Below are 26,004 nucleotides of genomic sequence, written 5' to 3' on the forward strand. Positions count from 1 at the left end.
ACGCCATCGCGGGCAAGCCCGCTCCCACCGGTTCAGCAGCGAAACGGTGGCAGCGGGCAACCCGCCTATTGTTGTTTATTCGATTTCCAGAATTTGAATCTGGATAAAACGGGCGACTTTTTGGGCACCGGTTGCTCCGGCAAAACATGCAAAAGCGTTATCTTTTGCAGGCTGGGCACATGCTTCTGGAGGTTATAATTTACCTCTCCGTTCTCGATAGATGTGGCCAGAAATACAGTGTGCTGGGTAATCGCATCAACCTTAGCTATAAACTCACCTGTCGCCACGTCCTTCAGGCTGAAGACCTGTCTCGAGCTGATCGAGACCTCGTCCGGCTCGCCTCTTGCGCCCCTGTGAATCTGGTATTCAGAGGCCGCGCCCGGGGCCGCTGACCATATGCCGCGCACCTGGCCTTGCTCGTTGAACGCACCGCCGGCTGGCTCGATGGAGTAGAGTAAGCTTGTTATCTCGGCAGCCAGTGCTTGATGTGCAAGCATCGAAATAATCTCTAGCTGCTGCGAGCTGAAATACTTCTCAACGTTGTGTACAAACAAGGGAGTTTCCTCGCCGTTTTCTATCAGGGTGTACGTGTCACGCGTAAAGTCCTTGGCAAACTGTTCAGTCACCCCTAGATCCTGCGCGAGCTGCGAAGCCGGGCCAAGAGCTTCTTGCTCGCTGTTGCCCGACGGACCTATGACCCTTTCCAGTTCAGTGGGTTGATACGCTTCACTCTCACGCATCCAATACACCGTTAATTTCTTTCGACGTTGCGTGTCCTGACTGACATTGCCCTTTAGTACAACACCAGGCTTCAGATTTTTAAAAATCTCCGGAAACTCGATCAACTTGTCCAACGCAGCGAAGTCAGACCCGAACTCCGTCTCAAAACTGTGTAATCCATTGGCATCCCTGCGCGTCACCGGGTTGTTGCGCACCATGCAATACAAGTTGAGGCCCTCCACCGCACCCGCCGGGTCTGCGCTCAGCCACCGCCCGACCCACGGCTGGTAGTAGCGATAACCGTAGTAGTACAGCCCAGTCGCATCTCGTTCCTTGCCTGAATAACGCAAGGTCTTGTAACTCCCTTCAAGCTCGCTACGGGCTGCCCACAACGCGGTTCCCCCAAAAGGGTAATACGCTTCATGGCTGATCAGCCTGCCCGCGCCGTCAACCTCCAGGATGCCGCTACCCAATGACGTGTCGTAGCTGTAGCGCAGTTGATCGTTCTCCAACCCGTCTGGCACCTCGCTGCACCAGTGCAACATTCGCACCTGTGCATGACCGGGCTCACCGACCGAAATAACCTGCAACTCCTCCTCAAGGGAGGCATCGCGGGTAGTGCAGCGCAATTCAAGCCCGGGTAAATAAGTGACTCGAAGCGTGTGCCGGCTTGCAGCGGCCCACTGCGTGTTGACTTTCAGGACTCGCATGCTGGCACTGTCATAACGGTAGTGCTCATGGTCATGCCGCCCCTCCTCGCGTTGCTGGGAGATGACCTGATGCAACTCCCCTTGAGGCGTCCAGCACAGGGGATTGCCGGGCAACAGCGAGATCTGCTGACCCTTTGCCGTGAACAACGCCTCCACCTCGGCGGGTGTCTTCGCCATTATGCCCAGCACCGCCCGATTGCTGCGGCCACTGACTGTGATCTCGACGACACGACAGTGATTGCTGGCCGGCACCCGGTGCACGATGCGCGTCAGGTTGCCAGCAGTGTCATAGATATAGTTGCGGGTATAACGGGTAACGAGTGTCTCATCGTAGGGAGAGGGAGACGGTGTGTTGTACTCTCCCGCCCGCGATGACGCATTGACCTGCTCTCTTCCGCAGGCGCCGACCAATTGATAAAGGCTGTCGTAACAGTACGTGGTCTGCGGCTCCGCCACCTGGTTCCGCCAGAATCTTCTGTTGTCGGCCTCGTCCCGTTCGCTCACCACATTGCCCACCGGGTCGAACGAATACTGCAAATCCTGCAGGAGCCTCGCCCCCAGGGCATGACTCGCAGGCCGCTCGATCCGTAGCTGAACCTGGCGTTGCGTTCGTGGCTCAAAGAAATAGGTGCTCGACACACCGTTACCCTGCAGTTCACGGGTCTTATGTCCACCTGCCAGGTAACTCGTCGACCGGACGATCTCGCACTCTTGAGAGTCTTTGCGTCTCAGCCAACTTGCTTGGAGCCGACCCGCAATATCATAGGTGACACGCCGCCGGTTCCCGGCTGCATCGACGATGCTCGATACGGTTCCGGTTGCGTCCACGACCGAACACGTAGTGTGTGCCTGCGCAGTCGTTTCAAGTGCGCGGTCCCATTCATCGATACTCTCACCTTGCCAATCAACCACTGTCTGTACTTCATCTCCCTGCCCCAGAAGACGACGGGTGACAGACAGCGTGGTACCGGTCATGGCGATGGCGTCGTGCAACGCAAGGCCAGCAGTGTCGTAAAGACGTGTACAGCGACCAGCCAGGTTTCGCCCCCGCTCCAGTGCACTGCTCCCCCCATAGACAAAGCGCTGGGTCATGCGGGGAACACCACCGCCAACTGTATCGCTGATGCTCGACAAACGACCCGCCAGACCGTGAGCCTCGTACATCGATCGACGTACCACCGCCTGGCTGTAGTCGTCACGCCCTTCTGCGCCTGCCGCGATTGCACTGACATGCACCAAAGGCCGACCATCGATATCAGCCAAGGCAACTTCTATGCCCGCGTCGACACTCTGAACACGCAGCACTTTGCCAGTGAAATCGTTGCCCAACGCGAAGTTCACCAGACCGCGCCCAGCCATACGCGGGTCGACGCTCCGATCCAGGAAACCACGAGGATCGTACCTGTGCCGCGTGATGAGCAGTGTGGTCTGTCCAAGCGCAAGCGCATCACGATGGCAGGCGATTTCCCGTACCTTCAGCTTGCGAGCAAACGCCGATACCGATGGGGTTTGGCGATGGACTAATGGCGCGTTGCTGGTCATTGGGCGATGCTCCGGCTCAGGTCTAGATGGCATGCAGCCCCCAATCAGGGCTCAACGGGGATCCGGCAAAGGCCTAGGCTACGCCAGTGATGTACAGGCCACACCTGACAGAAATACCAGTAGAGCAGCGCAAAGGATCTCGAGAAGCAGCGAGCGCCACCAATCGCACACCTATGCTCAGCCTTCTGGAGTGTCATCACGCGCACCCATGAGCCTGTGCAGCCCCTCCCACTGGCTCTAGACTCGCAGCATCTCGAACCCAGGAATCCCGCCATGTCCGAGCATCTCCTCAGCAGCCGCAACCTCGCCTTCGAACTCTACGAAGTCCTCGACGCCGAGGCCCTGACCCAGCGCCCGCGTTTCGCCGAGCACAACCGCGAGACCTTCGACGCCGCGCTCGGTACTGCTCGCGCGATTGCCGAGAAGTACTTCGCCCCGCACAACCGCAAGGGCGACGAGCACGAGCCGCGTTATGTCGACGGCCGCGCCGAGTTGATTCCCGAGGTCAAGCCTGCGGTAGAGGCCTTCCTCGAGGCGGGCTTCCTCAATGCCAACCGCGACTTCGACGTCGGCGGCATGCAGTTGCCGAGCCTGGTCTCGCAAGCCTGCTTCGCCCATTTCCAGGCCGCCAACGCTGGCACCACGGCCTACCCCTTCCTGACCATGGGCGCAGCCAACCTGATCGAGAGCTTCGGCAGCGAGGAGCAGAAGCGCCTGTTCCTGCAGCCGATGATCGAAGGCCGCTACTTCGGCACCATGGCCCTGACCGAGCCCCACGCCGGCTCGTCGCTGGCCGATATCCGCACCCGTGCAGAGCCCGCTGGCGATGGCAGCTATCGGCTCAAGGGCAACAAGATATTCATCTCCGGCGGCGACCACGAGCTGTCGCAGAACATCGTGCACATGGTCCTGGCCAAGCTGCCGGATGCACCGCCTGGGGTGAAGGGCATTTCGCTGTTCATCGTGCCCAAGTACCGGGTCAACGACGACGGCAGCCTCGGCGCCCGCAACGACGTGCTGCTGGCCGGACTGTTCCACAAGATGGGCTGGCGTGGCACCACCTCCACGGCGTTGAACTTCGGCGACAACGGCCAGTGCGTCGGCTACCTGGTGGGCCAGGCGCACCAGGGCCTGGCGTGCATGTTCCAGATGATGAACGAAGCGCGCATCGGCGTCGGCATGGGTGCGGTGATGCTCGGCTACGCCGGCTACCTGTACTCGCTGGACTACGCACGCCAGCGCCCGCAAGGCCGCCAGGTGGACAACAAGGACCCCAACAGCCCAGCAGTGCCGATCATCGAGCACGCCGATGTAAAACGCATGCTGCTGGCGCAGAAAGCCTACGTGGAAGGCGCCTTCGACCTGGGTCTGTACGCCGCACGGCTGTTCGACGACACCCACAGCGCACCCGACGAGGCGGCACGCGCCCAGGCCCAGGAACTGCTCGACCTGCTCACCCCGATCGTCAAGTCCTGGCCTTCGACGTTCTGCCTCAAGGCCAACGAACTGGCGATCCAGATCCTCGGTGGCCACGGCTACACCCGCGAATACCCGGTAGAGCAGTACTACCGCGACAACCGCCTGAACCCGATCCACGAAGGCACCGAAGGCATCCAGTCGCTCGACCTGCTCGGGCGCAAACTGGCGCAGAACGGCGGCGCCGGGCTCAAGCAACTGATTCGCCTGATCGCCACCACTGCCGAGCGCGCCAGCCATCACCCCAACCTGGACGCACTGCGCCAGCCGCTGGAGCAACTGGTCAACCGCCTGCAAGCCGTGACCCTGGCACTGCTCGGCGACCTGGCCCAGGGCAAGGTTGCCGGAGCCCTGGCCAACTCGGCCCTGTACCTCAAGGTGTTCGGCCATTGCGTGATCGGCTGGCGCTGGCTGGAGCAGGCCATCCATGCTGAGCTCGGGCTGATGAAAGGCGTCGAGGTCGACCGCGATTTTTACTACGGCAAGTTGCAGGCCGCACGTTATTTCCTGACTTGGGAAGTGCCAGGCTGCCATACTGAGCTCGCACTGCTCGAGGCACGCGACGACACCTGCCTGGGCATGCAAGAGGGGTGGTTCTAGGGGGAGCCACCGCGAACAGGAGGTTCCCGCATGTTCGATTCCAGCGCCCTGCTGCGCCAGCGCTTCGCAGCGCTGCGCAGCAAGGCCGAACTGTTCTCGCTTCGCCACGTGAAGCAATCGCATCAATCGCTGTCGGTGCGGCGCAACGTCGCCGAACCGCCATTCTTCAGCCAGGACGAAGGTGCCATGCTCACCGTGCGCCTGAACGGCGTCGAGGCCTACGCCGCCACCGCCGACCTGTCGCAGAGCGGCCTGCAACGCGCCCTGGAACACGCCGAGGCCCTGGCCCGGCAGATCACCGGCCACCACCTGCTCGACCTGCGCGACCAACCGGTGCCGAGCACGCGCCACGACCATATCTCGCCCAACTTCGACCAATCGCTGCCAAACCTTGCGGATTGCCTCGAGCTGCTCGCCACCGAATCGGCCAGCGTGCCCAAGGACGAACGTCTGGTGGACTGGCAGGCGAGCCTGGGCATCACCCTGGTCGAGCAGACTTACCTGAACTCGGCCGGCGCCGAGCTGCGCAACGCGCAGCGCTTCATCTTTCCGGGCCTTGGCGTCACTGCCAGCGATGGCCGCGACAGCCAGAGCCGCAGCCTGGGCCGGGAGAACTTTGGCCAGCAGGGTGGCTTCGAAGTCGTCCAGCGCTGCGGCCTGGTCGGCGCCGCCCGGCGTATCGCCGACGAAGCCCTGCAACTGCTGCTGGCGCCCAACACCCCGAGCGGTGCGCGCGACCTGCTGCTGATGCCCGACCAGATGATGCTGCAGATCCATGAGTCCATCGGCCATCCGCTGGAGATGGACCGTATTCTCGGCGACGAGCGCAATTACGCGGGCACCAGCTTCGTCAAGCCCAGCGATTTCGGGCAGTTGCAATACGGCTCGCCCCTGCTGAACGTGACCTTCGACCCTACCATCGACGAGGAGCTGGCCAGCTACAGCTTCGACGACGACGGCACCGCGGCCAGCAAGCAGTTCCTGATCCGCGAGGGCAAGCTGCTGCGCCCGCTGGGCGGCGCCCTGTCGCAGTTCCGCTCGGGGCTCGACGGCGTGGCCAACAGCCGCGCCTGCGGCTGGAACCGCGCTCCGATCGACCGCATGGCCAACCTCAACATCGAGCCGGGCGACCAGTCGCTCGACCAGCTCATCAAGGGGATCGAGCACGGCATCCTGATGCGCACCAACCGCTCCTGGTCCATCGACGATGCGCGCAACAAGTTCCAGTTCGGCTGCGAATGGGGCCAACTGATCGAACACGGCGAGCTCAAGGGCGTGGTCAAGAACCCCAACTATCGCGGCATCTCCGCGCAGTTCTGGCGCAACCTGTCGGCCGTGGGCGATAGCAGCACCTTCCAGGTGCTTGGCACCCCCAACTGCGGCAAGGGCGAACCCAACCAGGTCATCCGGGTCGGCCATGCCTCGCCGGCCTGCGTGTTCCGCCAGATCGACGTATTCGGAGGAGACGCCTGATGAGTACCCCCTATCAAGAACGCTTCGAGGCATTGGTCAGTGCCCTGCGCGAGGCGCTGCACCCCGGCGAGCAATTCACCCTCGGCTACAACGCCGAACAGTCGCGCTTCGTGCGTTTCAACCATGCCAAGGTGCGCCAGGCGGGCGATGTGGCCCAAGCTAGCGCGCAGTTGCGCCTGATACGTGAAGGACGCCAGGCCGAACAGCAGTTCACCCTCGGTGACGATGCGCAACTGGATCGCCAGCGCCTGCAGGATGCCCTGAAGCAATTGCGCCAGACCTTGCCGCTGCTGCCGCTCGACCCCTACCTGAAACTCGACGAAAGCGCCTGGCACAGCCACAGCGTGCAAGATCCAACACTGCCCGACTTCAGCGAAGTGCTGACGCTGGTCGAGCAGCAGGCAGGCGACCTCGACCTGGTCGGCATCTACGCCGCCGGCCCGATCTGCCGGGGCTTTGCCAGCTCGTTCGGCGCCTTCGGCTGGCACCAGGCCAACAGCTTCAATTTCGACTGGAGCCTGTTCCACACCAATGGCCAGGCCGTGAAGGCCAACTATGCAGGCCAGGTCTGGAGCGGCGAGGCCTTCAGTGCACGCCTGCAACTGGCCCGCGAACAGCTAGAGTACCTGGGGCGCCCGACGATCACCCTCAAGCCTGGCAGCTACCGCGCCTACCTGGCACCCGCGGCCATGGACGAGATCGCCGGCATGCTGGCCTGGGGCGGTTTCTCGGCCCAGGCCCTGGCCACCGGCAACAGCCCACTGCAGCGTCTGTACACCGGTGATGACAAGCTCGATCCGCGGGTCAGCTTCTCGGAGCAGGTCAGCGGTTCGCTGAGCCCGGCGTTCTCCAGCGAGGGCTCGCCCCGCAAGGACGTAGCGCTGATCGTCGAAGGCCGGGGCCACGCACGCCTGGTCAGCCCCCGCAGCGCAGTAGAGTTCGACCTGCCGGGCAACGGCGCCGACAGCTACGAGGCACCGTGCGCCCTGAGCCTGGCACCGGGCGAGCTGGCGTCGGCGGATATCCTGGCGCGCCTGGATACCGGGCTGTACATCAGCAACCTCTGGTACCTGAACTATTCAGACCTGCCGGCAGCGCGGATGACCGGCCTGACGCGCTTCGCCACCTTCTGGGTGGAAAACGGCCAGATCCAGGGCCCGGTCAGCACCATGCGCTTCGACGACAGCCTCTATAACCTGCTGGGTAAGCAGTTGGAAGAGCTGACCCGTGACCGCGAGCTGATCCTGTCGACCAGTACCTATGGGCAGCGGCAAACCGGATCGAGTCATCTGCCCGGGGCGTTGGTCAGAGGATTGACGCTGACACTGTAACGTCACGCCCCTGTGGGAGCGGCGGTTCGCCGCGCCCGCAGGGAACTGCGCACTTTTCAGGATTGAGGCCATGCCCGAACGCGCCCCGCTCGACCCCACCACCGCCCGCTGGATCCCCTGGGTGGTGGCCATCGCCTTCTTCATGCAGTCGCTCGACGGCACCATCCTCAACACCGCACTGCCAGCCATGGCCCGCTCGCTGGCAGAAGACCCGCTGCGCATGCAGGGTGTGATCATCGCCTACATGCTCACCGTGGCGCTACTGATCCCGGCCTCGGGCTGGATCGCCGACCGCTTCGGCACCAAGCACATTTTCTTCGGCGCCATCCTGTTGTTCAGCCTGGGTTCGCTGCTGTGCGCGGCGGCCAACAGCCTGGGCTTCCTGATCATCGCCCGCGTCATCCAGGGCCTGGGCGGTGCCCTGATGCTGCCGGTCGGGCGATTGGTGGTGCTGCGCGCCTACCCGCGCTCGGAGCTGGTGCGGATCATGAGCTTCATCACCATCCCCGGCCTGCTCGGTCCGCTGCTGGGTCCGACCGTCGGCGGCTGGCTGGTGGAAATCCTCAGTTGGCACTGGATCTTCCTGCTCAACCTGCCGGTCGGCGCACTGGGCTGCTACGCAGTATGGAAGTTCATCCCCGACCTGCGCGGCAGCGAACGCACCACCTTCGACGGGCCCGGGTTCATCCTGTTCGGTGCCGCGATGGTGCTGATCACCATCGCCATGGAGGGCCTGGGCGAGTTGCACCTGCCGCACCTGCGGGTGATGTTGCTGCTGTTTGCTGGCATGGCCTGCCTTGCCGCCTACTGGCTGCGCGCCGGGCGTGACCCGGAGCCGCTGTTCTCGCCCAGCCTGTTCCGCGTGCGCACCTTTGCCATCGGCATCCTCGGCAACCTGTTCGCCCGCCTGGGCAGCGGCGCCCTGCCCTTCCTGGTGCCGCTGCTGCTGCAGGTGGCGCTAGGCTACTCGCCGGCCCAGGCCGGCATGAGCATGATCCCGCTGGCCGCCGCGGCGATGATCGCCAAGTCGGTGGCACGGCCGCTGATCGAGCGCCTCGGCTACCGCATCATCCTCACCGGCAACACGCTGTTGCTGGGCGTACTGCTGGCCAGCCTGGGGCTGGTCGACGAACAGACACCCTATTGGCTGCTGCTGGTGCAACTGGGCTTGCTGGGGGCGGTGAACTCGCTGCAGTTCACTGCAATGAACACAGTGACGCTGATCGACCTCGACGACGCCAGCGCCAGCAGCGGCAACAGCCTGCTGTCGGTGGTCGCGCAACTGTCGCTGAGCCTGGGCGTAGCCTGCGCCGGTGCGCTGCTCGGCGGCTTTACCGCCTCCGGCAGCGCCGAGGGTGTGGAAACCACGCTGGGCGCGTTCCAGTTGACCTTCCTGACCATCGGCCTGATGGCGATGCTGGCCGCGGCGATCTTCCTGCAACTGTCGCCGACGGACGGAAGGCGTGCCCGTCGTCCGGAAGAGCACGTGGAAACGTAGGGCGAATGGCCATGAGGCTGGTAGACTGTGCGGCATTTTTCGCTTCGCACCGCAGGCCCGCCTCGTGACCACCGAATCCACCGCTTTCGCCTCCCTGCCGCTGTCCGCCGCCATGCTGGCCAACCTGGACGCCCTGGGCTATGCCTCGATGACCCCGATCCAGGCCCAGAGCCTGCCGGTCATCCTCAGGGGCCAGGACCTGATCGCCCAGGCCAAGACCGGCAGCGGCAAGACCGCCGCCTTCGGCATCGGCCTGCTCAATCCGATCAACCCGCGCTTCTTCGGCTGCCAGGCGCTGGTGCTGTGCCCGACGCGCGAACTGGCCGACCAGGTCGCCAAGGAGCTGCGCCGCCTGGCCCGCGCCGAAGACAACATCAAGATCCTCACCCTCTGCGGTGGCGTCTCGCTGGGTCCGCAGATCGCCTCGCTGGAGCACGGTGCGCATATCATCGTCGGCACCCCGGGCCGTATCCAGCAGCACCTGGACAAGGGCACCCTGGACCTGAAAGGGCTCAACACCCTGGTACTCGACGAAGCCGACCGCATGCTCGACATGGGCTTCTTCGACGCCATTGCCGCCATCATCGGCAAGACCCCGTCGCGCCGCCAGACCCTGCTGTTCTCGGCCACCTACCCGGCCGGCATCGAGCAACTGGCCGCCGACTTCATGCGCAAGCCGCAGCAGGTCACGGTCGAGAGCCAGCACAGCGACAGCCAGATCGAGCAGCGTTTCATCGAGATCGATCCACAGCAGCGTCTGGAGGCGGTTACCCGCGTACTGGGCCACTACCGCCCGCAGTCTTGCGTGGCGTTCTGCTTCACCAAGCAGCAGTGCGAGGACCTGGTCGCCCACCTGACCGCCAAGGGCATCGTCGCCCAGGCCCTGCACGGTGATCTGGAACAGCGTGACCGCGACCAGGTGCTGACGATGTTCGCCAACCGCAGCAGCTCGGTACTGGTGGCCACCGATGTCGCCGCCCGAGGCCTGGACATCGACGGCCTGGACCTGGTGATCAACGTGGAGCTGGCGCGTGATGCCGAGATCCATGTGCACCGCGTCGGGCGTACCGGCCGTGCCGGCGAGAAAGGCGTGGCGATCAGCCTGGTGGCCCCGGCCGAAGGCCACCGCGCGCAAGCCATCGAAGACCTGCAGAAGCGCCCGCTGCGCTGGGAGCAGTTGGACAGCCTGAAGAACAAGGGCGGTGAGCCACTGCTGCCGACCATGACCACCCTGTGCATCGCCGCCGGGCGCAAGGACAAGCTGCGTCCGGGCGATATCCTTGGCGCCCTGACCGGCGATGCCGGGCTGCCGGGCAAGCAGGTGGGCAAGATCGCCATCTTCGATTTCGTCGCTTTCGTGGCGGTGGAGCGGGCCGTGGCCAAGCAGGCGATGCAGCGCTTGAACAGCGGCAAGATCAAGGGCCGGGCCCTGAAAGTCCGTATCGTCTGACCTATTCTGGGGCTGCTTTTGCAGCCCATCGCAGGCAAGCCAGCTCCCACAGGATCTCCACAGGCCTAAGGCCGAGTGCATTCTCTGTGAGCGCTGAGGTGCTGCGAAGCGGCCCCGGAAATCCATGAGGTAACACCGTGCACTCCACCGACGTGATCATCCTCGGCGCCGGCGCCGCCGGCCTGATGTGTGCCCAACTCAGCGCGCGCCGTGGCCGCCGTGTGCTGCTGCTCGACCATGCCAACAAACCGGGCAAGAAAATCCTCATGTCCGGCGGCGGGCGCTGCAACTTCACCAACCTGTACACCGAGCCCGCCAATTTCCTCTCGCAGAATCCGCACTTCTGCAAGTCGGCGCTGGCCCGCTACACCCAGTGGGACTTCATCGAGCTGGTGGCCAAACACGGCGTGCCGTACCACGAGAAGAAGCTCGGCCAGCTGTTCTGCGACAACAAGTCCAGCGACATCCTCGACATGCTCCTGGCCGAATGCGACGACGCCGGCGCCGAGCTGCGGATGAACACCAGCATCGAGCAGATCGAGAAGACCGACAGCGGTTATCTCCTGCAGACCAGTGCCGGTGTATTTGCCTGCCAGTCGCTGGTGATCGCCACCGGCGGTCTGTCGATCCCAACCCTGGGCGCAACCGGCTTCGGCTACCAGGTCGCCCGCCAGTTCGGCCACGCCCTGCTGCCGACCCGCGCTGCGTTGGTGCCGTTCACCATCACCGAGCCCCAGCTCAAGGCATTGTGCACCGAGCTCTCCGGCACCTCGCTGGACTGCATCGCCAGCTGCAACGGCACCAGCTTCCGCGAAAACCTGCTGTTCACCCATCGCGGCCTGAGCGGCCCGGCGATCCTGCAGATTTCCTCGTACTGGGAAGCGGGCGACACCCTGGAGATCAATCTGTTGCCCGACCGCGACGCGCTGGAGTGGCTGCAAGGCGTGCAGGCCGAACGCCCCAACAGCGAGCTGAAGACCGTGCTGGGCGAGGTGTTCACCCGCAAGCTGGCGACCCTGCTGGCCGAGCAGTGGTTCGTTTCGAAACCCTTGAAGCAGTACACCCCGGCAGAATTGACCCAGATCGCCGGGCAGCTCGCGGCCTGGCAACTGGTACCGGCAGGCACCGAGGGCTACCGCACCGCGGAAGTGACCCTGGGCGGCGTCGACACCCGCGAGGTGTCGTCCAAGACCATGGAGTCGCTCAAGAGCCCGGGATTGTTCTTCATCGGCGAGGTGCTGGACGTCAGCGGGCACCTGGGCGGGTTCAATTTCCAGTGGGCGTGGGCTTCTGCCAACGCAGCGGCGCAGTTCGTTTAGAGTAGAATCCTTTCAGCACGGAACGCTTCTTGCTGGTCTGTGCCGGGAAGGTTTGACCGAGTGCGCTGCCCTTCGCGGGCAAGCCCGCTCCCACAGGATTGCGCTGGCCCTGTAGGAGCGGGCTTGCCCGCGAAAGGCAGCGCAGCCGCGTCGGTCCCAAGGTCCTCATTCGAACTCTGTCCAGCAGGCCACTATGTCATCGAGCTCGTTCCGCCATTCATTGCGTCGCTTGTGGGGCCAAGACAAGTTCAGCTACGCCATCCGGGTGACCATCGCCCTGACCGGCACCATGGCCTGGTGCTGGTACCAGAACGAGATGAGCCTGCTCATCCCATTGTTCCTCGGCATCATCGCCAGCGCCCTGGCCGAGACCGACGACGGCTGGCAGGGCCGTCTCAGTGCGCTGGCCGTCACCCTCGTGTGTTTCGCCATCGCCGCGCTGTCGGTCGAGCTACTGTTCCCCTACCCTTGGCTCTTCGCCGGCTCCCTGGCCCTGGCAGCCTTCGGCCTGACCATGCTCGGAGCACTGGGCGAACGCTATGGCGCCATCGCCTCGGCGACGCTGATCCTGTCGGTGTACACCATGATCGGCGTTGACCAGCGCGGCGGCGTGGTCACTGATTTCTGGCACGAGCCGCTGCTGCTGGTGGCTGGAGCCGCGTGGTACGGGGCGCTCTCGGTGCTCTGGCAGGCGCTGTTCTCCAACCAGCCGGTGCAGCAGAGCCTGGCCAAGCTGTTCTACGAGTTGGGCAGCTACCTCAAGCTCAAGGCCAGCCTGTTCGAGCCGGTGCGCACCCTCGATGTCGAGGCCACGCGCCTGGAGCTGGCCAAGCAGAACGGCAAGGTGGTGGCCGCGCTCAATGCCGCCAAGGAAATCATCCTGCACCGGGTCGGCAACAGCCAGCCCAACTCCAAGGTCAGTCGTTACCTGAAGCTGTACTTCCTGGCCCAGGACATCCACGAGCGCGTCAGCGCCTCGCACTACCCCTACAACGCCCTGAGCGAGGCGTTCTTCCACAGCGATGTGATGTTCCGCTGCCAGCGCCTGCTGCGCAAACAGGGCTCGTCCTGCCAGGAGCTGGCCCGTTCGATCCGCCTGCGCCAGCCATTCGTGCTCGCCAGCGGCTACCCCGAGGCGCTGGAAGACCTGAACGCCTCGCTGGAGCATCTACGCACTCAGAACAACCCGGCCTGGCGCAGCCTGCTGCGCTCGCTGCGGGCGCTGGCAGCCAACCTGGCCACGCTGGACCGCTTGCTTGGCGCGGCCAGCAACCCCGACAGCCTTGCCGACGCCAGCGACAGCAGCCTGCTCGACCGCTCGCCGCGCACCTTCAAGGAGGTGTGGAAACGCCTGCGCACCCAGCTCACGCCCACCTCGCTGCTGTTCCGCCACGCCCTGCGCCTGCCGCTGGCGCTGTCGATCGGCTATGGCATGGTGCACCTGATCCACCCCACGCAAGGCTACTGGATCATCCTCACCACCCTGTTCGTCTGCCAGCCCAACTATGGCGCGACGCGACGCAAGCTGGTGCAGCGGATCTTCGGCACCGCCATCGGCCTGACGGTTGGCTGGGCGCTGTTCGACCTGTTCCCAAACCCGATCGTCCAGTCGCTGTTCGCGGTGGTCGCTGGCGTGGTGTTCTTCGTCAACCGCACCACCCGCTACACCCTGGCCACGGCGGCGATCACGCTGATGGTGCTGTTCTGCTTCAACCAGATCGGCGATGGCTACGGGCTGTTCCTGCCGCGCCTGTTCGACACCCTGGTGGGCGCCCTGATCGCGATCCTCGCGGTGTTCCTGTTCCTGCCAGACTGGCAGGGGCGGCGCCTGAACAAGGTGCTGGCCAACACCCTGAGCTGCGCCAGCCTGTACCTGCGCCAGATCATGCAGCAGTACGCCAACGGCAAGCGCGACGACCTCGCCTACCGCCTGGCCCGGCGCAACGCCCACAATGCCGACGCGGCGTTATCGACCACGCTGTCGAACATGCTCATGGAGCCGGGGCACTTCCGCAAGGAGGCCGATGTGGGCTTCCGCTTCCTGGTGTTGTCGCACACCCTGCTCAGCTATCTGTCAGGGCTCGGCGCACACCGGGATACGGCACTGCCTGCCGAGGTGCACGAACAGTTGATCGATGGGGTCGGCAGCAGCCTGGCACGCAGTCTCGACGAGATCGCCAATGGCCTGGCGGCGCGGCTGCCGGTGGCCATTCACAGCGATGAAGAAGAAGCGCTGGCCAACCAGCTGGAGCAGATGCCCGAGGAGCTGGATGAGCATCAGCGACTGGTACAGACCCAGTTGGCGTTGATCTGCCGGCAACTGGGGCCGTTGCGTACATTGGCAGCGCATCTGATCAAGGAAGGGGAGCCGGCTTGAGGCCGGCGCCGACACCCCAGGTCACAAGCCATACTGCTTCAACAACCGCGCATAGCTGCCATCGGCCTTCATCGCTGCAATCGCTCGCTCGAAACGCTCGACGATCTGCCGATGCTCAGGGTGCTGAAGGCTGACGAGGATATGCAGGCTGTTCTCCCCCAGCGGCCGCTCGACAAAATCCACCGCCTCGCGCACCTCCTGCGGCTCACGCTGCAGGTTGTAGCGCGCCACGTACTCGTCCTCCACCGCCAGGTCCACGCGCCCTGCCGCCAGCATGCGGATCGCCGACGGGAAGCTGCGCACCGCCACCTTGTTCAGCCGGCTGTCGCCATCGAACGCCGGTGAGTAGGCGTAGTCACGCACCACGGCGATGCTGTAGGGATACAGATCGGCCAATCGCTTGAAGCCAAGTGCCTCGCGCTGACGCTTGAGCAGGCGGATACGGTTGGTCAGATAGGCCCCGGAGAACTGGCCCAGGCGAGTACGCGATTCGTTGTACCACGCATTGATGAGCACGTCGTAGCGCCCTTCGCCAATCCCCAGCAGCGCCCTCGCCCAGGGCACTTCCTCGAACTCGCTGGCGTAACCGGCGCGGGTGAGTGCCGTGGTGACGATGCTGGTGGCCAGGCCTCCGCCCGGCATGGCGCTGTCGGAGAACGGCGGCCATTTGTCAGCCACCAGGCGCAGCGGTGGCTGCGCCGCCGCGAGCGCCGTGAACATCATTGCGGTCAATCCCAGAACGCAAAGCAGTGGCCGCATGCTCAGTTCCTTTCGCAGTTGAGGGCCCCACACTGATTACGCGAGAGTACACAAAGGCGACAGTCGACGGCAGCGGACAATGATGTCATTTAGCCTCTATTTTAGCCGAGCTGTGCGAGCAGGTCTCCTTGGCGGCTTGCCCCAAGGGACATCAATGCACACCGCGCGATCTGCGCGTCCTGCACCGCCACGCCGGTCAGGTCAGCCAACGTGATCGCGGCATCCTGCGTGCGACCACTCGCCTGCCCAGCCAGCAACGCGCCGATCTCGATCAGATCGGTAGCTGCAATCAGCCCGGCCTCCAGCGCGTGGGACACCTCGCCGTAGCGGCTGCATTGGCCGATAGCGTCCACCACGATGCAATCGGCGGCGGCCACCAGCGCTGGATCGAGCTCCTGCTTGCCAGGGCCATCGGCTCCCACGGCGGTGATATGGGTGCCGGGCTGTATCCATTCACGCTGCAGCAGCGGCTCGCGCGAAGGCGTGGTGCAGACGATCAGGTTGGCGGACTCGGCCAGCTCGCGGGCATCATGGGTGGTGCGCACCTCGAAGCCCAGCCCTTCGGCGAACCGTCGGTAGTCCGCAAGCCGCCCGGCATCACGGCCCCAGGCGATCAGACAACGGCAGTCGGTGACCGGTAGCAGTTGTTCGAGCTGCATCCGCGCCTGCACCCCGCTGCCCAGTACACCGATTGCCCGTACCTTGCGCGGCGCCAACAGGCGGGCGGCGATTTGCCCGGCCAGCGCGGTGCGCAGGCAGGTCAGCCAGCCTTGGTCCTGGAGCAGCGCCAGCGGTTGGCCGGTACTGGCCGAAAACACCAGCATCAAGCCATCGTTGCTTTCCAGCCCCTTGGAAGGGTTGTCGTAGAAACCGGTGGAGACTTTCACCGTGAAGCTATCGCTGCCCTGCAGCCAGGCGGACTTCACGCAGCAGTCGCCGTTTTGTTCAGGGAAGGCGAAATTCTGCACCGGTGGCACATGGACCTTGCCCGCGGAAAAGGCGATAAAACCCTCTTCGATCAGGCGTACCGCCAAATCCCGGTCGAGGATTTCGACCAGTTGCGCCTTGTCGATGATCCTCATTGGATCGCCTCCAGGAACTTCTCCAGCACGATGTTGCGCCCGCACAGCACCACCGCGACCTTCTTGCCCTGGAACTCACCGGCCAGTTTCTGCATGCCTGCGACGGCAACCCCTGCCGCCCCTTCGATGATCCAGCGGTCGTGGCCTGCGACGTCGCGCATGGCTGCGCTGATCTCAGCCTCGCTGACCAGCACGGTGCGATGCAGCAACTGCTGGCACAGGGGGAAGGTGATGGCGCCGGGCTCGACGCCGCCGGCCGTGCCGTCGGACAGGGTATCGAGCTCTTGCATCTCGATGATCCGTCCCTCCTCCAGCGAGCGCTGCAGGGTGGGCGCGTTGGCCGGCCAGCAGCCGATGACCTGCACCGAGGGTGCAAGCGCGCGCAATGCAGCGCCAATGCCCGAGATCAAGCCGCCACCACCGACAGCGACGAAAACCGCGTCCAGATCCGGCGCCTGCTCGAACAGCTCCATGCCGATGGTGCCCTGGCCAGCGATGATCTGCGCGTCATTGTAGGGGGAGACGAAAGGCTTGCCCTGCAGATTGGCCTGGCGAGCCGCTTCAAGCTCGACCGACAGCGGGTCAGCGTCGAGTTCGATCACCTCGGCCCCCAGGCCGCGCATGGCCCGGATCTTCAGCGGCGAGGCGCTGCTGCTGACGTACACGGTGACCGGCACACCCAGCAATTGCCCGGCCAGTGACAGGCCCTGTCCGTGATTGCCGGAAGAGGCGGTGATCACGCCAGCCTGACGCTGCGCAGGGTCGAGCAGGCGCAGCTTGTTGCTGGCCCCTCGGAATTTGAAGGAGCCGGTGTGCTGCAGGTGCTCGCACTTGAGATGGACATTGCAGCCGCTCTGACGGGAAAGCCCCGGGCTGTGGCTGAGCGGCGTGACAGCCACCTGGGGGCGAAGGGCTTCATGGGCTTCGCGGATGGCGTGTGGCAGGGTGTCCAGGATAGTCATGGTGGCTCCTTGGGCGATGCGCAGGGGCAAACGCCACGATATAGAATTAAATTCTACCGTAGACTATTTTTCCACGCACTGAAAGCCTGTCGTTTGCCAGCGATGGCCTCAGCCTTGGCGCAACGCCTTCACATACTTGTATACCGTCGCCCGCCCCATCCCCAGCACGTTGGCCACGTAGTCATGGGCGCTCTTGCCACGGAACGCGCCCTCCCCGTGCAGCGCCTCGACCAACTGCCGCTTCTGCTCGCGGTCCAGCCCGCCCAGGCTCAATCCACGCGCCTGCAACCAGGCATGCAGGAAGGTGTTGATGCGCTCCTGCCAGTCGTCGCGGAACAACGCCTGCGGTTGCGGCAACAGGCGGCTGGCCTGGAAGAACGCCTCCAGCGCATCGCGCGCCTGCTCGAGAATCGAGACGTTGAGGTTGATGCAGATCAGCGCCTCGGGCTGGCCGCTGGCGTCGCGCATCACGCTGCTGATCGAACGGATCTTCTGCCCGTTCCAGTTGAGCTTTTCATACGGCCCCAGGCGGGTGCTGTCATCGAGCTGGCTGGGCAGGTCGTCGAGCCCGGAATCATCGCCGAGCTGGCGCTTGGAAATGTTGTTGGCGATATGCACCACCGTCTGGCTGGCCAGGTCGTGCACCACCACTTCGGCATGCGGGAACAACAGGGCTGCGATGCCCTCGGCCATGGCGGCGTAGTTGCTGAAGCGGCTGGACGACATGAACGGGTCCTGGAGGGTGGTCATGGATAGCCGAGCACTTCGCGAATAGTGCGCAGGTGCTGGATGATCCACTGCTTGTCGATCGCACCCCAGTCGTGGATGCGGTAATGCCCGGCGTGGTTGCGCGCACCGCTCTGCTGCTCGAACTCGCAGACGATGTCCAGGTCCGCCAGGGCGGCGATGGTGTCCTGGGCCGTGCGTCGCGGCATGCCGGTGGCTTCCATCAGCGCGGGCACGCTGGTGGCGGTCTGGCTGTCGATCAGCCAGGCCACGTAGAGGCGGCGATAGAAGCTGCTCTTGGTCTTGCTCACGTCCATGCTGGTGGGATCCTCATGCATTGCCTGGCAATTCGCGCCAGGTCAGGTAGACACGCAAGTCGAACTCCAGTTGATGGTAGTCCGGCTCCATGTGCTGGCACAGCTGGTAGAACGCCTTGTTGTGGTCGCGCTCACGCAGGTGCGCCAGCTCGTGTACCACGATCATGCGCAGAAACTGCGGCGCCGCGTCCTTGAACAGCGAGGCGATGCGGATTTCCTTCTTGGCCTTGAGGTTGCCACCCTGCACCCGTGACACCGCCGTGTTCAGGCCCAGGGCCCGGTGGGTGAGGTCGAGACGGTTGTCGTAGAGCACCTTGTCCAGCGGCGGCGCGCTGCGCAGGTATTGCTGGCGCAGGTCCTGGGCATAGAGGTACAGCGCCTTGTCGCTCTGCACCTCGTGGCGGGCGGGGTAGCGCTGCTGCAGGTAGCCGCCCAGGCGATCGCTGGCGATCATCTGACGGACCTGTTCCTGCAGGTGCGGGGGATAGGCTTGCAAGTAGCGTAGGGTGGTCATGGGGTGGGAGTTTACCGAATTGGCGGGGGCCTGTGGTTGGCAGGGCTGGCCCTTTCGCGGGCAAGCCCGCTCCTACAGGACGCAAAATTTGGCTAGGATGCAGTATTCACCCCCTGCTCGAAGCACTCACCATGCCCAAAGCCAGCAAGATCACCGACCCGTCCTACGAACTGATGGACGACCACGAAGGCCATTCGCTGATCTATCGCCAGCACGGCTTCCCGAGCCCGCTGGTGCGCTGGCACTTTCACAAGGAATACGAGCTGCACTTGATCGTCGCCAGCTCCGGCAAGGTGTTCATCGGCGACTACATCGGCAACTTCGCCCCGGGCACACTGTTTCTCACCGGGCCGAACCTGCCACACAACTGGATCAGCCAGGTGGCCGCCGACGAGGTCGTCGACACCCGCGACATGCTGGTCAATTTCACTGACGAAGTGCTCGAGCAAGGCAGCCAGGTGTTCTCCGAGCTCAACCAGCTGACGCCACTGCTGGCCCGCGCCAGTTATGGCATCGAATTCCGCGATCCGCGCCTGATCGCCGAGAGCCAGCAACTGATGCAACGTATCTCGCAAAGTGCCGGCATGACGCGCCTGGGATACTTTTTTATCCTCATGGAACAGCTGGCTGGCTGCGAGGACTACCAGTTGCTGTCCACCGTCACCTCCTCGCAGCTGGCCGACGAACACAACGTCGACCGCATCAACCGCGCGGTGGACTACATCTTCCAGCACTACGCCCAGGACCTCACCCAGAACGAGGTCGCCGAGCACCTGGGCATGACCCCCACCTACTTCTCGCGCTTCTTCAAGCAGGCCGCCGGGCGCGGCTTCGTCGAGTTCGTCAATCGCCTGCGGATCAGCAAGTCCTGTGAACTGCTGGCGCGCAGCGACCTGCCGGTGACCGAGGTGTGCTTCGAGTCCGGCTTCAGCAACCTGTCCAACTTCAACCGGCGTTTCCAGCAGCTCAAAGGCATGACACCGTCGGGCTACCGCAGCCTGGTCACCCAGCGCCTGACCGAGCAAAACCTTTAGTGAAGCGCTTGAGCAGTGCATCGCACTGCCAATACCCCAGTGCAAAAAAGTATCGGCCTGCGTGCAGTCGAGGCTTTGTTGCGCTGGCGATGCAGGAGTGTAATCGGCAACCAGCGACACAAAAAAAACAATAGTGACTTCCGCGCCGCCCTGCGGTCCGGAAGAGGAGTTCAACGATGAACGACTCGATCAAGGCCTGCGTGGCCATTGCCTGTCTGAGCCTGCCGGTGTTTGCCCAGGCTGCCGAAACCCTGACCATTGCCACCGTCAACAACAACGACATGATCCGCATGCAGCGGCTGTCCAAGGTGTTCGAGGAGCAGCACCCGGACATCAAGCTCAAGTGGGTGGTGCTCGAAGAGAACGTCCTGCGCCAACGCCTGACCACCGATATCGCGACACAAGGCGGACAGTTCGACGTGCTCACCATCGGCATGTACGAAGCCGCGCTGTGGGGCGCCAAGGGTTGGCTGGAACCCATGAAAGACCTGCCTGCCGACTACCAGCTCGACGATATCTTCCCTTCGGTGCGCGACGGCCTGTCGGTCAAGGGCACGCTCTACGCCCTGCCCTTCTACGCCGAAGCCTCGATCACCTACTACCGCAAGGACCTGTTCCAGCAGGCCGGGCTGCAGATGCCCGAGCAACCGACCTGGACCCAACTGGGCGAATTCGCCGCCAAGCTCAACAAGCCCGAGGCCGGCCAGTACGGCATCTGCCTGCGCGGCAAGGCCGGCTGGGGTGAGAACATGGCGCTGATCGGCACCCTGGCCAATGCCTTCGGCGCCCGTTGGTTCAACGAGCAGTGGCAGCCGGAGTTCACCGGCAGCGAGTGGACCAAGGCCCTGAACTTCTACGTCGACACCATGAAGCAGTACGGCCCGCCCGGCGCCTCCAGCAACGGCTTCAACGAGAACCTGGCGCTGTTCAACAGCGGCAAGTGCGCAATGTGGGTCGATGCCAGCGTCGCCGGCTCGTTCGTCACCGACAAGAGCCAGAGCAAGGTCGTGGACGACGTGGGCTTCACCTTCGCGCCGAAGGAGGTCACCGACAAGGGCGCGACCTGGCTGTACTCGTGGGCGCTGGCGATCCCCACCAGCTCCAAGTCCAAGGACGCCGCCAGGACCTTCAGCACCTGGGCCACCTCCCAGGCCTATGGCCAACTGGTCGCCGACAAGGAAGGCGTGGCCAACGTGCCGCCAGGCACCCGCGCCTCCACCTACAGCGAGGCCTACCTGCAGGCCGCACCGTTCGCCAAGGTCACGCTGGAGTCGCTGAAGAAGGTCGATCCCAACCACCCGACCCTCAAGCCCGTGCCCTACGTGGGTATCCAGCTGGTGACCATTCCTGAGTTCCAGGCCATCGGCACCCAGGTCGGCAAGCTGTTCTCCGCCGCCCTGACCGGTCAGATGAAGCCTGAACAGGCGCTGGCCGCCGCCCAGTCGTCCACCGAACGCGAGATGAAACGCGCCGGCTACCCCAAGTAGACCGCCCCTGGCCGCCAGCACGCCGCCCTCGGTGTGCCGGCGGCCGGCTGCTCGCCTCTTTCTGCCGAACACGGAGTCGTCATGAACACCTCGGCCCTCGACACCCCGACCCACGCCACCGCGCGCCCCGGCAAACGCCGCGTCGGCCCCGGCTGGTTCCTGGTCAGCCCTTCGGTGGCGCTGCTGCTGTTATGGATGATCGTGCCCCTGGGCATGACCCTGTATTTCTCGCTGATCCGTTACAACCTGCTGTATCCCGGCGAGAACGACTTCGTCGGCCTGGAGAACTTCAGCTTCTTCGTCACCGATGCCGGCTTCCTGCCCGGCGCCCTGAATACCCTGACCCTGGTCGGCAGCGTGCTGGCGATCAGCGTGGTGTTCGGCGTGCTCATCGCCGCGCTGCTGGAGGCGGGTGAGTTCTGGGGCCGCGGCGTGGTGCGCGTGCTGCTGATCTCGCCGTTCTTCATCATGCCCACGGTCAGCGCGCTGCTGTGGAAGAACCTGATCTTCCACCCGGTGTCCGGGATCCTCGCGGCGGTCTGGCGCCTGTTCGGCGCCCAGCCGGTGGACTGGCTGGCGCACTATCCGTTGCTGTCGATCATCCTGATCGTGTCGTGGCAGTGGCTGCCGTTCGCCATCCTGATCCTGATGACCGCCATGCAGTCGCTGGACCAGGAGCAGAAGGAGGCCGCACGCCTGGACGGTGCAGGCCCGCTGGCGATCTTCTGGCACCTCACCCTGCCGCACCTGGCGCGGCCGATTGCCGTGGTGGTCATGATCGAAACCATCTTCCTGCTGTCGGTGTTCGCCGAGATCTTCACCACCACCAGCGGCGGGCCGGGCTATGAATCCACCAACCTCGCCTACCTGATCTACAACCAGGCGCTGCTGCAGTTCGACGTCGGCATGGCGTCGGCCGGTGGCCTGATCGCCGTGCTGATCGCCAACATCGCCGCCATCGTGCTGGTGCGCATGATCGGCAAGAACCTCACCGAGCGCAGCTGAGGAGCCCGCCATGCTGACACTCAAGCAAACCCGCCGCCTGCGCGATGCGCTGATCGGCCTGCTGTGCTGGGGCATTGCCCTGGCGATCTTCTTCCCGATCTTCTGGATGCTGCTGACCAGCTTCAAGACCGAACTCGACGCCTTCGCCACGCCGCCGCAGTTCATCTTCCACCCGACGCTGGAGAACTACCTGCACATCAACGAGCGCAGCGACTACTTCGCCTACGCCTGGAACTCGGTGCTGATCTCGTTCTCCGCGACCCTGCTGTGCATGCTGATCGCCGTGCCGGCAGCCTACTCCATGGCCTTCTTCGAGACCCGCCACACCAAGCGCACGCTGTTGTGGATGCTGTCGACCAAGATGCTGCCGCCAGTGGGCGTGCTGATGCCGATCTACCTGCTGGCCAAGCAGTTCGGGCTGCTCGATTCACGGCTGTCGCTGATCATCGTGTACACCCTGATCAACCTGCCGATCGTGGTGTGGATGGTGTACACCTACTTCAAGGACATCCCCGTCGACATCCTCGAAGCGGCGCGCCTGGACGGCGCCGGCACCTGGCAGGAAATCCTCCGCGTGCTGCTGCCGATCGCCCGTGGCGGCCTGGCCTCGACCGTGCTGCTGTCGCTGATCCTGTGCTGGAACGAGGCGTTCTGGTCGCTCAACCTGACTTCTTCGGCCGCCGCACCGCTGACCGCGCTGGTGGCCTCCTACTCAAGCCCCGAAGGCCTGTTCTGGGCCAAGCTTTCGGCCGTCTCGACACTGGCCTGCGCACCGATCCTGATCTTCGGCTGGATCAGCCAGAAGCAACTGGTGCGCGGGCTGTCGTTCGGAGCGGTGAAATGAATACCCCCAACTACACCATTCCTGTAGGAGCGGGCTTGCCCGCGAAGCAAACACTGCGGTGCATGGCACCGGCTAAGCCGGTGTTCGCGGGCGAGCCCGCTCCTACAGGATTCTGCAAAACCTCAATTTTTCCTGGCCACTGCACAGGTAACTCGACATGGCTGACCTGAAGATCCGCAACCTGCAAAAAGGCTTTGATGGCCACGCCATCATCAAGGGCATCGACCTGGACGTACACGACCGTGAATTCGTGGTGTTCGTCGGGCCGTCCGGCTGTGGCAAATCGACCCTGCTGCGGCTGATTGCCGGCCTCGAAGAGGTGAGCAGCGGCAGCATCACCCTCGATGGCGTCGACATCACCGACACCGCTCCGGCCAAGCGCAACCTGGCCATGGTGTTCCAGACCTACGCCCTGTATCCGCACATGACCGTGCGCAAGAACCTGTCGTTCGCCCTGGACCTGGCGGGCGTGGCCAAGGCCGAGGTCGCCAGCAAGGTCGACAACGCCGCGCGCATCCTCGAGCTGCAACCGATGCTCGAGCGCAAGCCGCGCCAGCTCTCCGGCGGCCAGCGCCAGCGGGTGGCAATCGGCCGGGCGATCGTGCGCAACCCGAAGATCTTCCTGTTCGACGAGCCGCTGTCCAACCTCGATGCTGCCCTGCGCGTGCAGATGCGCCTGGAGCTGTCGCGCCTGCACAAGGACCTGGCCGCGACCATGATCTACGTGACCCACGACCAGGTCGAGGCGATGACCCTGGCCGACAAGGTGGTGGTGCTCAACGCCGGTCGTATCGAGCAGGTCGGCTCGCCGCTGGAGCTGTACCACCATCCGGCCAACCTGTTCGTCGCAGGCTTCCTCGGCACACCGAAGATGGGCTTTTTGCGCGGACACCTGAGCCGCAACCAAGGCAACCAGTGCGAGGTCGCCCTCGAGTGCGGCGCCCGCATCGCCCTGCCGCTGTGCGCAGGTGAACTGACCGCCGGCAGCCAGATCACCCTGGGCATCCGCCCGGAGCACCTGAGCATCAGCCGCAGCGGTCACGGTGAACAGGGTTCGCTGCAGGTCACCGCCGATGTCAGCGAGCGCCTGGGCAGCGACAGCTACTGCCACGTGCGCAGCGCCTCCGGCGAGATGCTCACCGTGCGAGTGCGCGGCGATTTCGCGCCCGAGTACGGCGAGCAACTGGAACTGAGCTTCGATCCGGCGCACTGCCATCTGTTCGACAGCACCGGCAAGGCCCTGGACAAACGACTGCAACAGGCGGCCTGAGCCGTCTTCAAGGATTTCTCGATGAAACTCAACCAGCGCAATCTTGACAAGCTGCCCGCCCCGGTCGCCCGCCCCACCTATGACCCAGCGCAGCTGCGCCAGGGCATCGTGCACATCGGCGTCGGCGGCTTTCACCGCGCCCACCAGGCCGCCTATACCGACGCCCTGATGAACCGCGGCGAAGCCCTCGACTGGGCGATCTGCGGCGCCGGCCTGCGCAGCGAAGACCGCGCCATGCGCGACGCCCTGGCAAGCCAGGACCATCTCTACACCCTGTTCGAACTGGGCGAAAAACCCAACACCGAGGTGCGCGTGATCGGTGCCATCAGCGGCATGCTGCTGGCCGAAAGCGACAGCCAGGCGCTGCTCGACAAACTTGCCGACCCTGCAGTCCGTATCGTCTCGCTGACCATCACCGAAGGCGGCTACTGCATCGACGACAGCACGGGCGAGTTCCTCGAGAACCTGCCGCTGATCCAGCACGACCTGGCCAGACCTGACCAGCCGCACAGCGTATTCGGTTTTCTCTGCGAGGCCCTGCGCCGTCGCCGCGAGGCCGGCACCCCGGCGTTCACGGTCATGTCCTGCGACAACCTTCCACACAACGGCGACGTGGCGCGCAAGGCACTGCTGGCCTTCGCCCACCTGCTCAACCATGACCTGGCCCAGTGGATCGCCCGGCACGTCAGCTTCCCCAATGCCATGGTCGATCGCATCACACCGATGACCAGCGACGAACATCGCCGCCAGTTGGCCGAGCGCCATGGTGTAGAGGACGCCTGGCCGGTGGTCTGCGAGCCGTTCCTGCAGTGGGTGCTGGAAGACAAGTTCGTCAGCGGTCGCCCGGCCTGGGAGAAGGTCGGCGTGCAGTTCACCGACGACGTCACGCCCTATGAAGAGATGAAGATCAAACTGCTCAACGGCAGCCACCTGGCGCTGACCTACCTGGGCTTCCTGCAGGGCTACCGCTTCGTCCACGAGACCCTCGCCGACGACCTGCTGCGCCGCTACATGCGCACCTTCATGGACCAGGACGTCACGCCGCAACTGGCGCAGGTGCCAGGCATCGACCTTACGCACTACAAGGACAGCCTCACCGAGCGCTTCTCCAACCGCGCCATCGCCGACCAGTTGGAGCGGGTGTGCTCGGACGGCTCTTCGAAATTCCCCAAGTTCATCGTACCCACCGCCAACCGCCTGATTGCCGACGGCAAGCCGCTGGAGCGCGTGGCGCTGGTAGTCGCAGCCTGGGCGCTGTACCTGGGCGGCAAGGATGAAAAGGGCAATGTCTACAGCATTCCCGATCCGCGCGCAGCACAGTGCCAGGCCCGTGTCGTCCAGCGCGAAGGCCTGGCGGCCCGGGTGCTCGGCGACGAAGCGATCTTCGGCACGGCGATCCCCAACTCACGGGCCTTCGTCGACGCCTTCGAGCGCCTGTACGACAGCTTGCGTGAAGTCGGCGTGAGTGAAACCCTGCGCCGGGTACTGGGCGACTGAGACGGAGCGCA

The 26,004-nt window shown here is 64.3% G+C and carries 20 protein-coding genes; 13 read left to right on the plus strand and 7 right to left on the minus strand.

Translation table 11 applies throughout. From position 1 onward, the window contains the following. Positions 1-65: 65 nt before the first annotated feature. Complete coding sequence (locus HU748_RS17910; protein WP_186721291.1) at positions 66-2,972, minus strand: RHS repeat protein; 2,907 nt, start codon at positions 2,970-2,972, stop codon at positions 66-68. Positions 2,973-3,245: 273 nt separating this feature from the next. On the opposite strand from HU748_RS17910, the gene HU748_RS17915 reads away from it, so the two are divergent. The 7 genes from HU748_RS17915 to yccS all read left to right on the plus strand — a co-directional run bounded on the left by HU748_RS17915 (position 3,246) and on the right by yccS (position 14,496). After that, positions 3,246-5,048, plus strand: a complete 1,803-nt coding sequence (locus tag HU748_RS17915) for an acyl-CoA dehydrogenase (RefSeq protein ID WP_186721292.1) — start codon at positions 3,246-3,248, stop codon at positions 5,046-5,048. Positions 5,049-5,078: 30 nt separating this feature from the next. Beyond that, positions 5,079-6,521: a TldD/PmbA family protein gene (locus HU748_RS17920; RefSeq protein ID WP_186721293.1), complete on the plus strand. Its 1,443-nt coding sequence runs from the start codon at positions 5,079-5,081 to the stop codon at positions 6,519-6,521. Further along, the gene (locus HU748_RS17925; protein ID WP_186721294.1) at positions 6,521-7,852 is read left to right on the plus strand and encodes a TldD/PmbA family protein; all 1,332 of its coding nucleotides are present in this window, start codon (positions 6,521-6,523) and stop codon (positions 7,850-7,852) included. Before HU748_RS17920 ends, HU748_RS17925 begins: the two co-directional genes overlap by 1 nt. Positions 7,853-7,922: 70 nt before the next feature. Continuing rightward, complete coding sequence (gene mdtD / locus HU748_RS17930) at positions 7,923-9,350, plus strand: multidrug transporter subunit MdtD (protein WP_186665860.1); 1,428 nt, start codon at positions 7,923-7,925, stop codon at positions 9,348-9,350. Positions 9,351-9,462: 112 nt separating this feature from the next. Beyond that, complete coding sequence (dbpA, locus tag HU748_RS17935) at positions 9,463-10,800, plus strand: ATP-dependent RNA helicase DbpA (protein WP_238343404.1); 1,338 nt, start codon at positions 9,463-9,465, stop codon at positions 10,798-10,800. 137 nt (positions 10,801-10,937) lie between these two features. Continuing rightward, positions 10,938-12,119 carry an aminoacetone oxidase family FAD-binding enzyme gene (locus tag HU748_RS17940; RefSeq protein WP_186721298.1) on the plus strand — a complete coding sequence of 394 codons (1,182 nt, stop codon included), beginning with the start codon at positions 10,938-10,940 and terminating at the stop codon, positions 12,117-12,119. Positions 12,120-12,312: 193 nt separating this feature from the next. Continuing rightward, positions 12,313-14,496: a YccS family putative transporter gene (yccS, locus tag HU748_RS17945; protein WP_186721300.1), complete on the plus strand. Its 2,184-nt coding sequence runs from the start codon at positions 12,313-12,315 to the stop codon at positions 14,494-14,496. A gap of 21 nt (positions 14,497-14,517) precedes the next feature. On the opposite strand, the gene HU748_RS17950 is transcribed toward yccS, so the two are convergent. From HU748_RS17950 to HU748_RS17975, 6 genes are all read right to left on the minus strand, one after another. After that, positions 14,518-15,255, minus strand: coding sequence for a transporter substrate-binding domain-containing protein (locus tag HU748_RS17950; RefSeq protein ID WP_186708261.1), 738 nt, complete (start codon positions 15,253-15,255; stop codon positions 14,518-14,520). Positions 15,256-15,356: 101 nt separating this feature from the next. Then, positions 15,357-16,337 carry an ornithine cyclodeaminase family protein gene (locus tag HU748_RS17955; protein WP_186721302.1) on the minus strand — a complete coding sequence of 327 codons (981 nt, stop codon included), beginning with the start codon at positions 16,335-16,337 and terminating at the stop codon, positions 15,357-15,359. Further along, the gene (locus HU748_RS17960; RefSeq protein ID WP_186721304.1) at positions 16,334-17,299 is read right to left on the minus strand and encodes a threonine/serine dehydratase; all 966 of its coding nucleotides are present in this window, start codon (positions 17,297-17,299) and stop codon (positions 16,334-16,336) included. The genes HU748_RS17955 and HU748_RS17960 overlap by 4 nt, the downstream gene beginning before the upstream one ends. 108 nt (positions 17,300-17,407) lie before the next feature. Then, the gene (locus tag HU748_RS17965) at positions 17,408-18,049 is read right to left on the minus strand and encodes a PAS domain-containing protein (RefSeq protein ID WP_238343402.1); all 642 of its coding nucleotides are present in this window, start codon (positions 18,047-18,049) and stop codon (positions 17,408-17,410) included. Continuing rightward, positions 18,046-18,342: a winged helix-turn-helix domain-containing protein gene (locus tag HU748_RS17970; protein ID WP_186665854.1), complete on the minus strand. Its 297-nt coding sequence runs from the start codon at positions 18,340-18,342 to the stop codon at positions 18,046-18,048. The genes HU748_RS17965 and HU748_RS17970 overlap by 4 nt, the downstream gene beginning before the upstream one ends. 13 nt (positions 18,343-18,355) lie before the next feature. Then, a complete protein-coding gene (locus HU748_RS17975; protein ID WP_054895460.1) occupies positions 18,356-18,856 on the minus strand; it encodes a M48 family metallopeptidase in 501 nt (166 codons plus the stop codon). 131 nt (positions 18,857-18,987) lie between these two features. Here HU748_RS17975 and HU748_RS17980 point away from each other — a divergent pair, with 131 nt between their 5' ends. The 6 genes from HU748_RS17980 (at position 18,988) to HU748_RS18005 (ending at position 25,993) form a co-directional block, all read left to right on the plus strand. Next, the gene (locus HU748_RS17980) at positions 18,988-19,890 is read left to right on the plus strand and encodes an AraC family transcriptional regulator (RefSeq protein ID WP_186721306.1); all 903 of its coding nucleotides are present in this window, start codon (positions 18,988-18,990) and stop codon (positions 19,888-19,890) included. 176 nt (positions 19,891-20,066) lie between these two features. Continuing rightward, positions 20,067-21,377 carry a sugar ABC transporter substrate-binding protein gene (locus HU748_RS17985; RefSeq protein ID WP_186665853.1) on the plus strand — a complete coding sequence of 437 codons (1,311 nt, stop codon included), beginning with the start codon at positions 20,067-20,069 and terminating at the stop codon, positions 21,375-21,377. 81 nt (positions 21,378-21,458) lie between these two features. Beyond that, a complete protein-coding gene (locus HU748_RS17990) occupies positions 21,459-22,382 on the plus strand; it encodes a sugar ABC transporter permease (RefSeq protein ID WP_186665851.1) in 924 nt (307 codons plus the stop codon). Between the two features lie 10 nt (positions 22,383-22,392). Further along, complete coding sequence (locus tag HU748_RS17995; RefSeq protein ID WP_063546497.1) at positions 22,393-23,226, plus strand: carbohydrate ABC transporter permease; 834 nt, start codon at positions 22,393-22,395, stop codon at positions 23,224-23,226. A gap of 157 nt (positions 23,227-23,383) precedes the next feature. Continuing rightward, positions 23,384-24,496, plus strand: a complete 1,113-nt coding sequence (gene ugpC / locus HU748_RS18000; RefSeq protein WP_186721308.1) for a sn-glycerol-3-phosphate ABC transporter ATP-binding protein UgpC — start codon at positions 23,384-23,386, stop codon at positions 24,494-24,496. Between the two features lie 21 nt (positions 24,497-24,517). Continuing rightward, positions 24,518-25,993: a mannitol dehydrogenase family protein gene (locus HU748_RS18005; RefSeq protein ID WP_186708269.1), complete on the plus strand. Its 1,476-nt coding sequence runs from the start codon at positions 24,518-24,520 to the stop codon at positions 25,991-25,993. Positions 25,994-26,004: the final 11 nt, after the last annotated feature.

The sequence above is a fragment of the Pseudomonas sp. RW3S2 genome (assembly GCF_014268955.1).
GTDB lineage: Bacteria > Pseudomonadota > Gammaproteobacteria > Pseudomonadales > Pseudomonadaceae > Aquipseudomonas > Aquipseudomonas wayambapalatensis.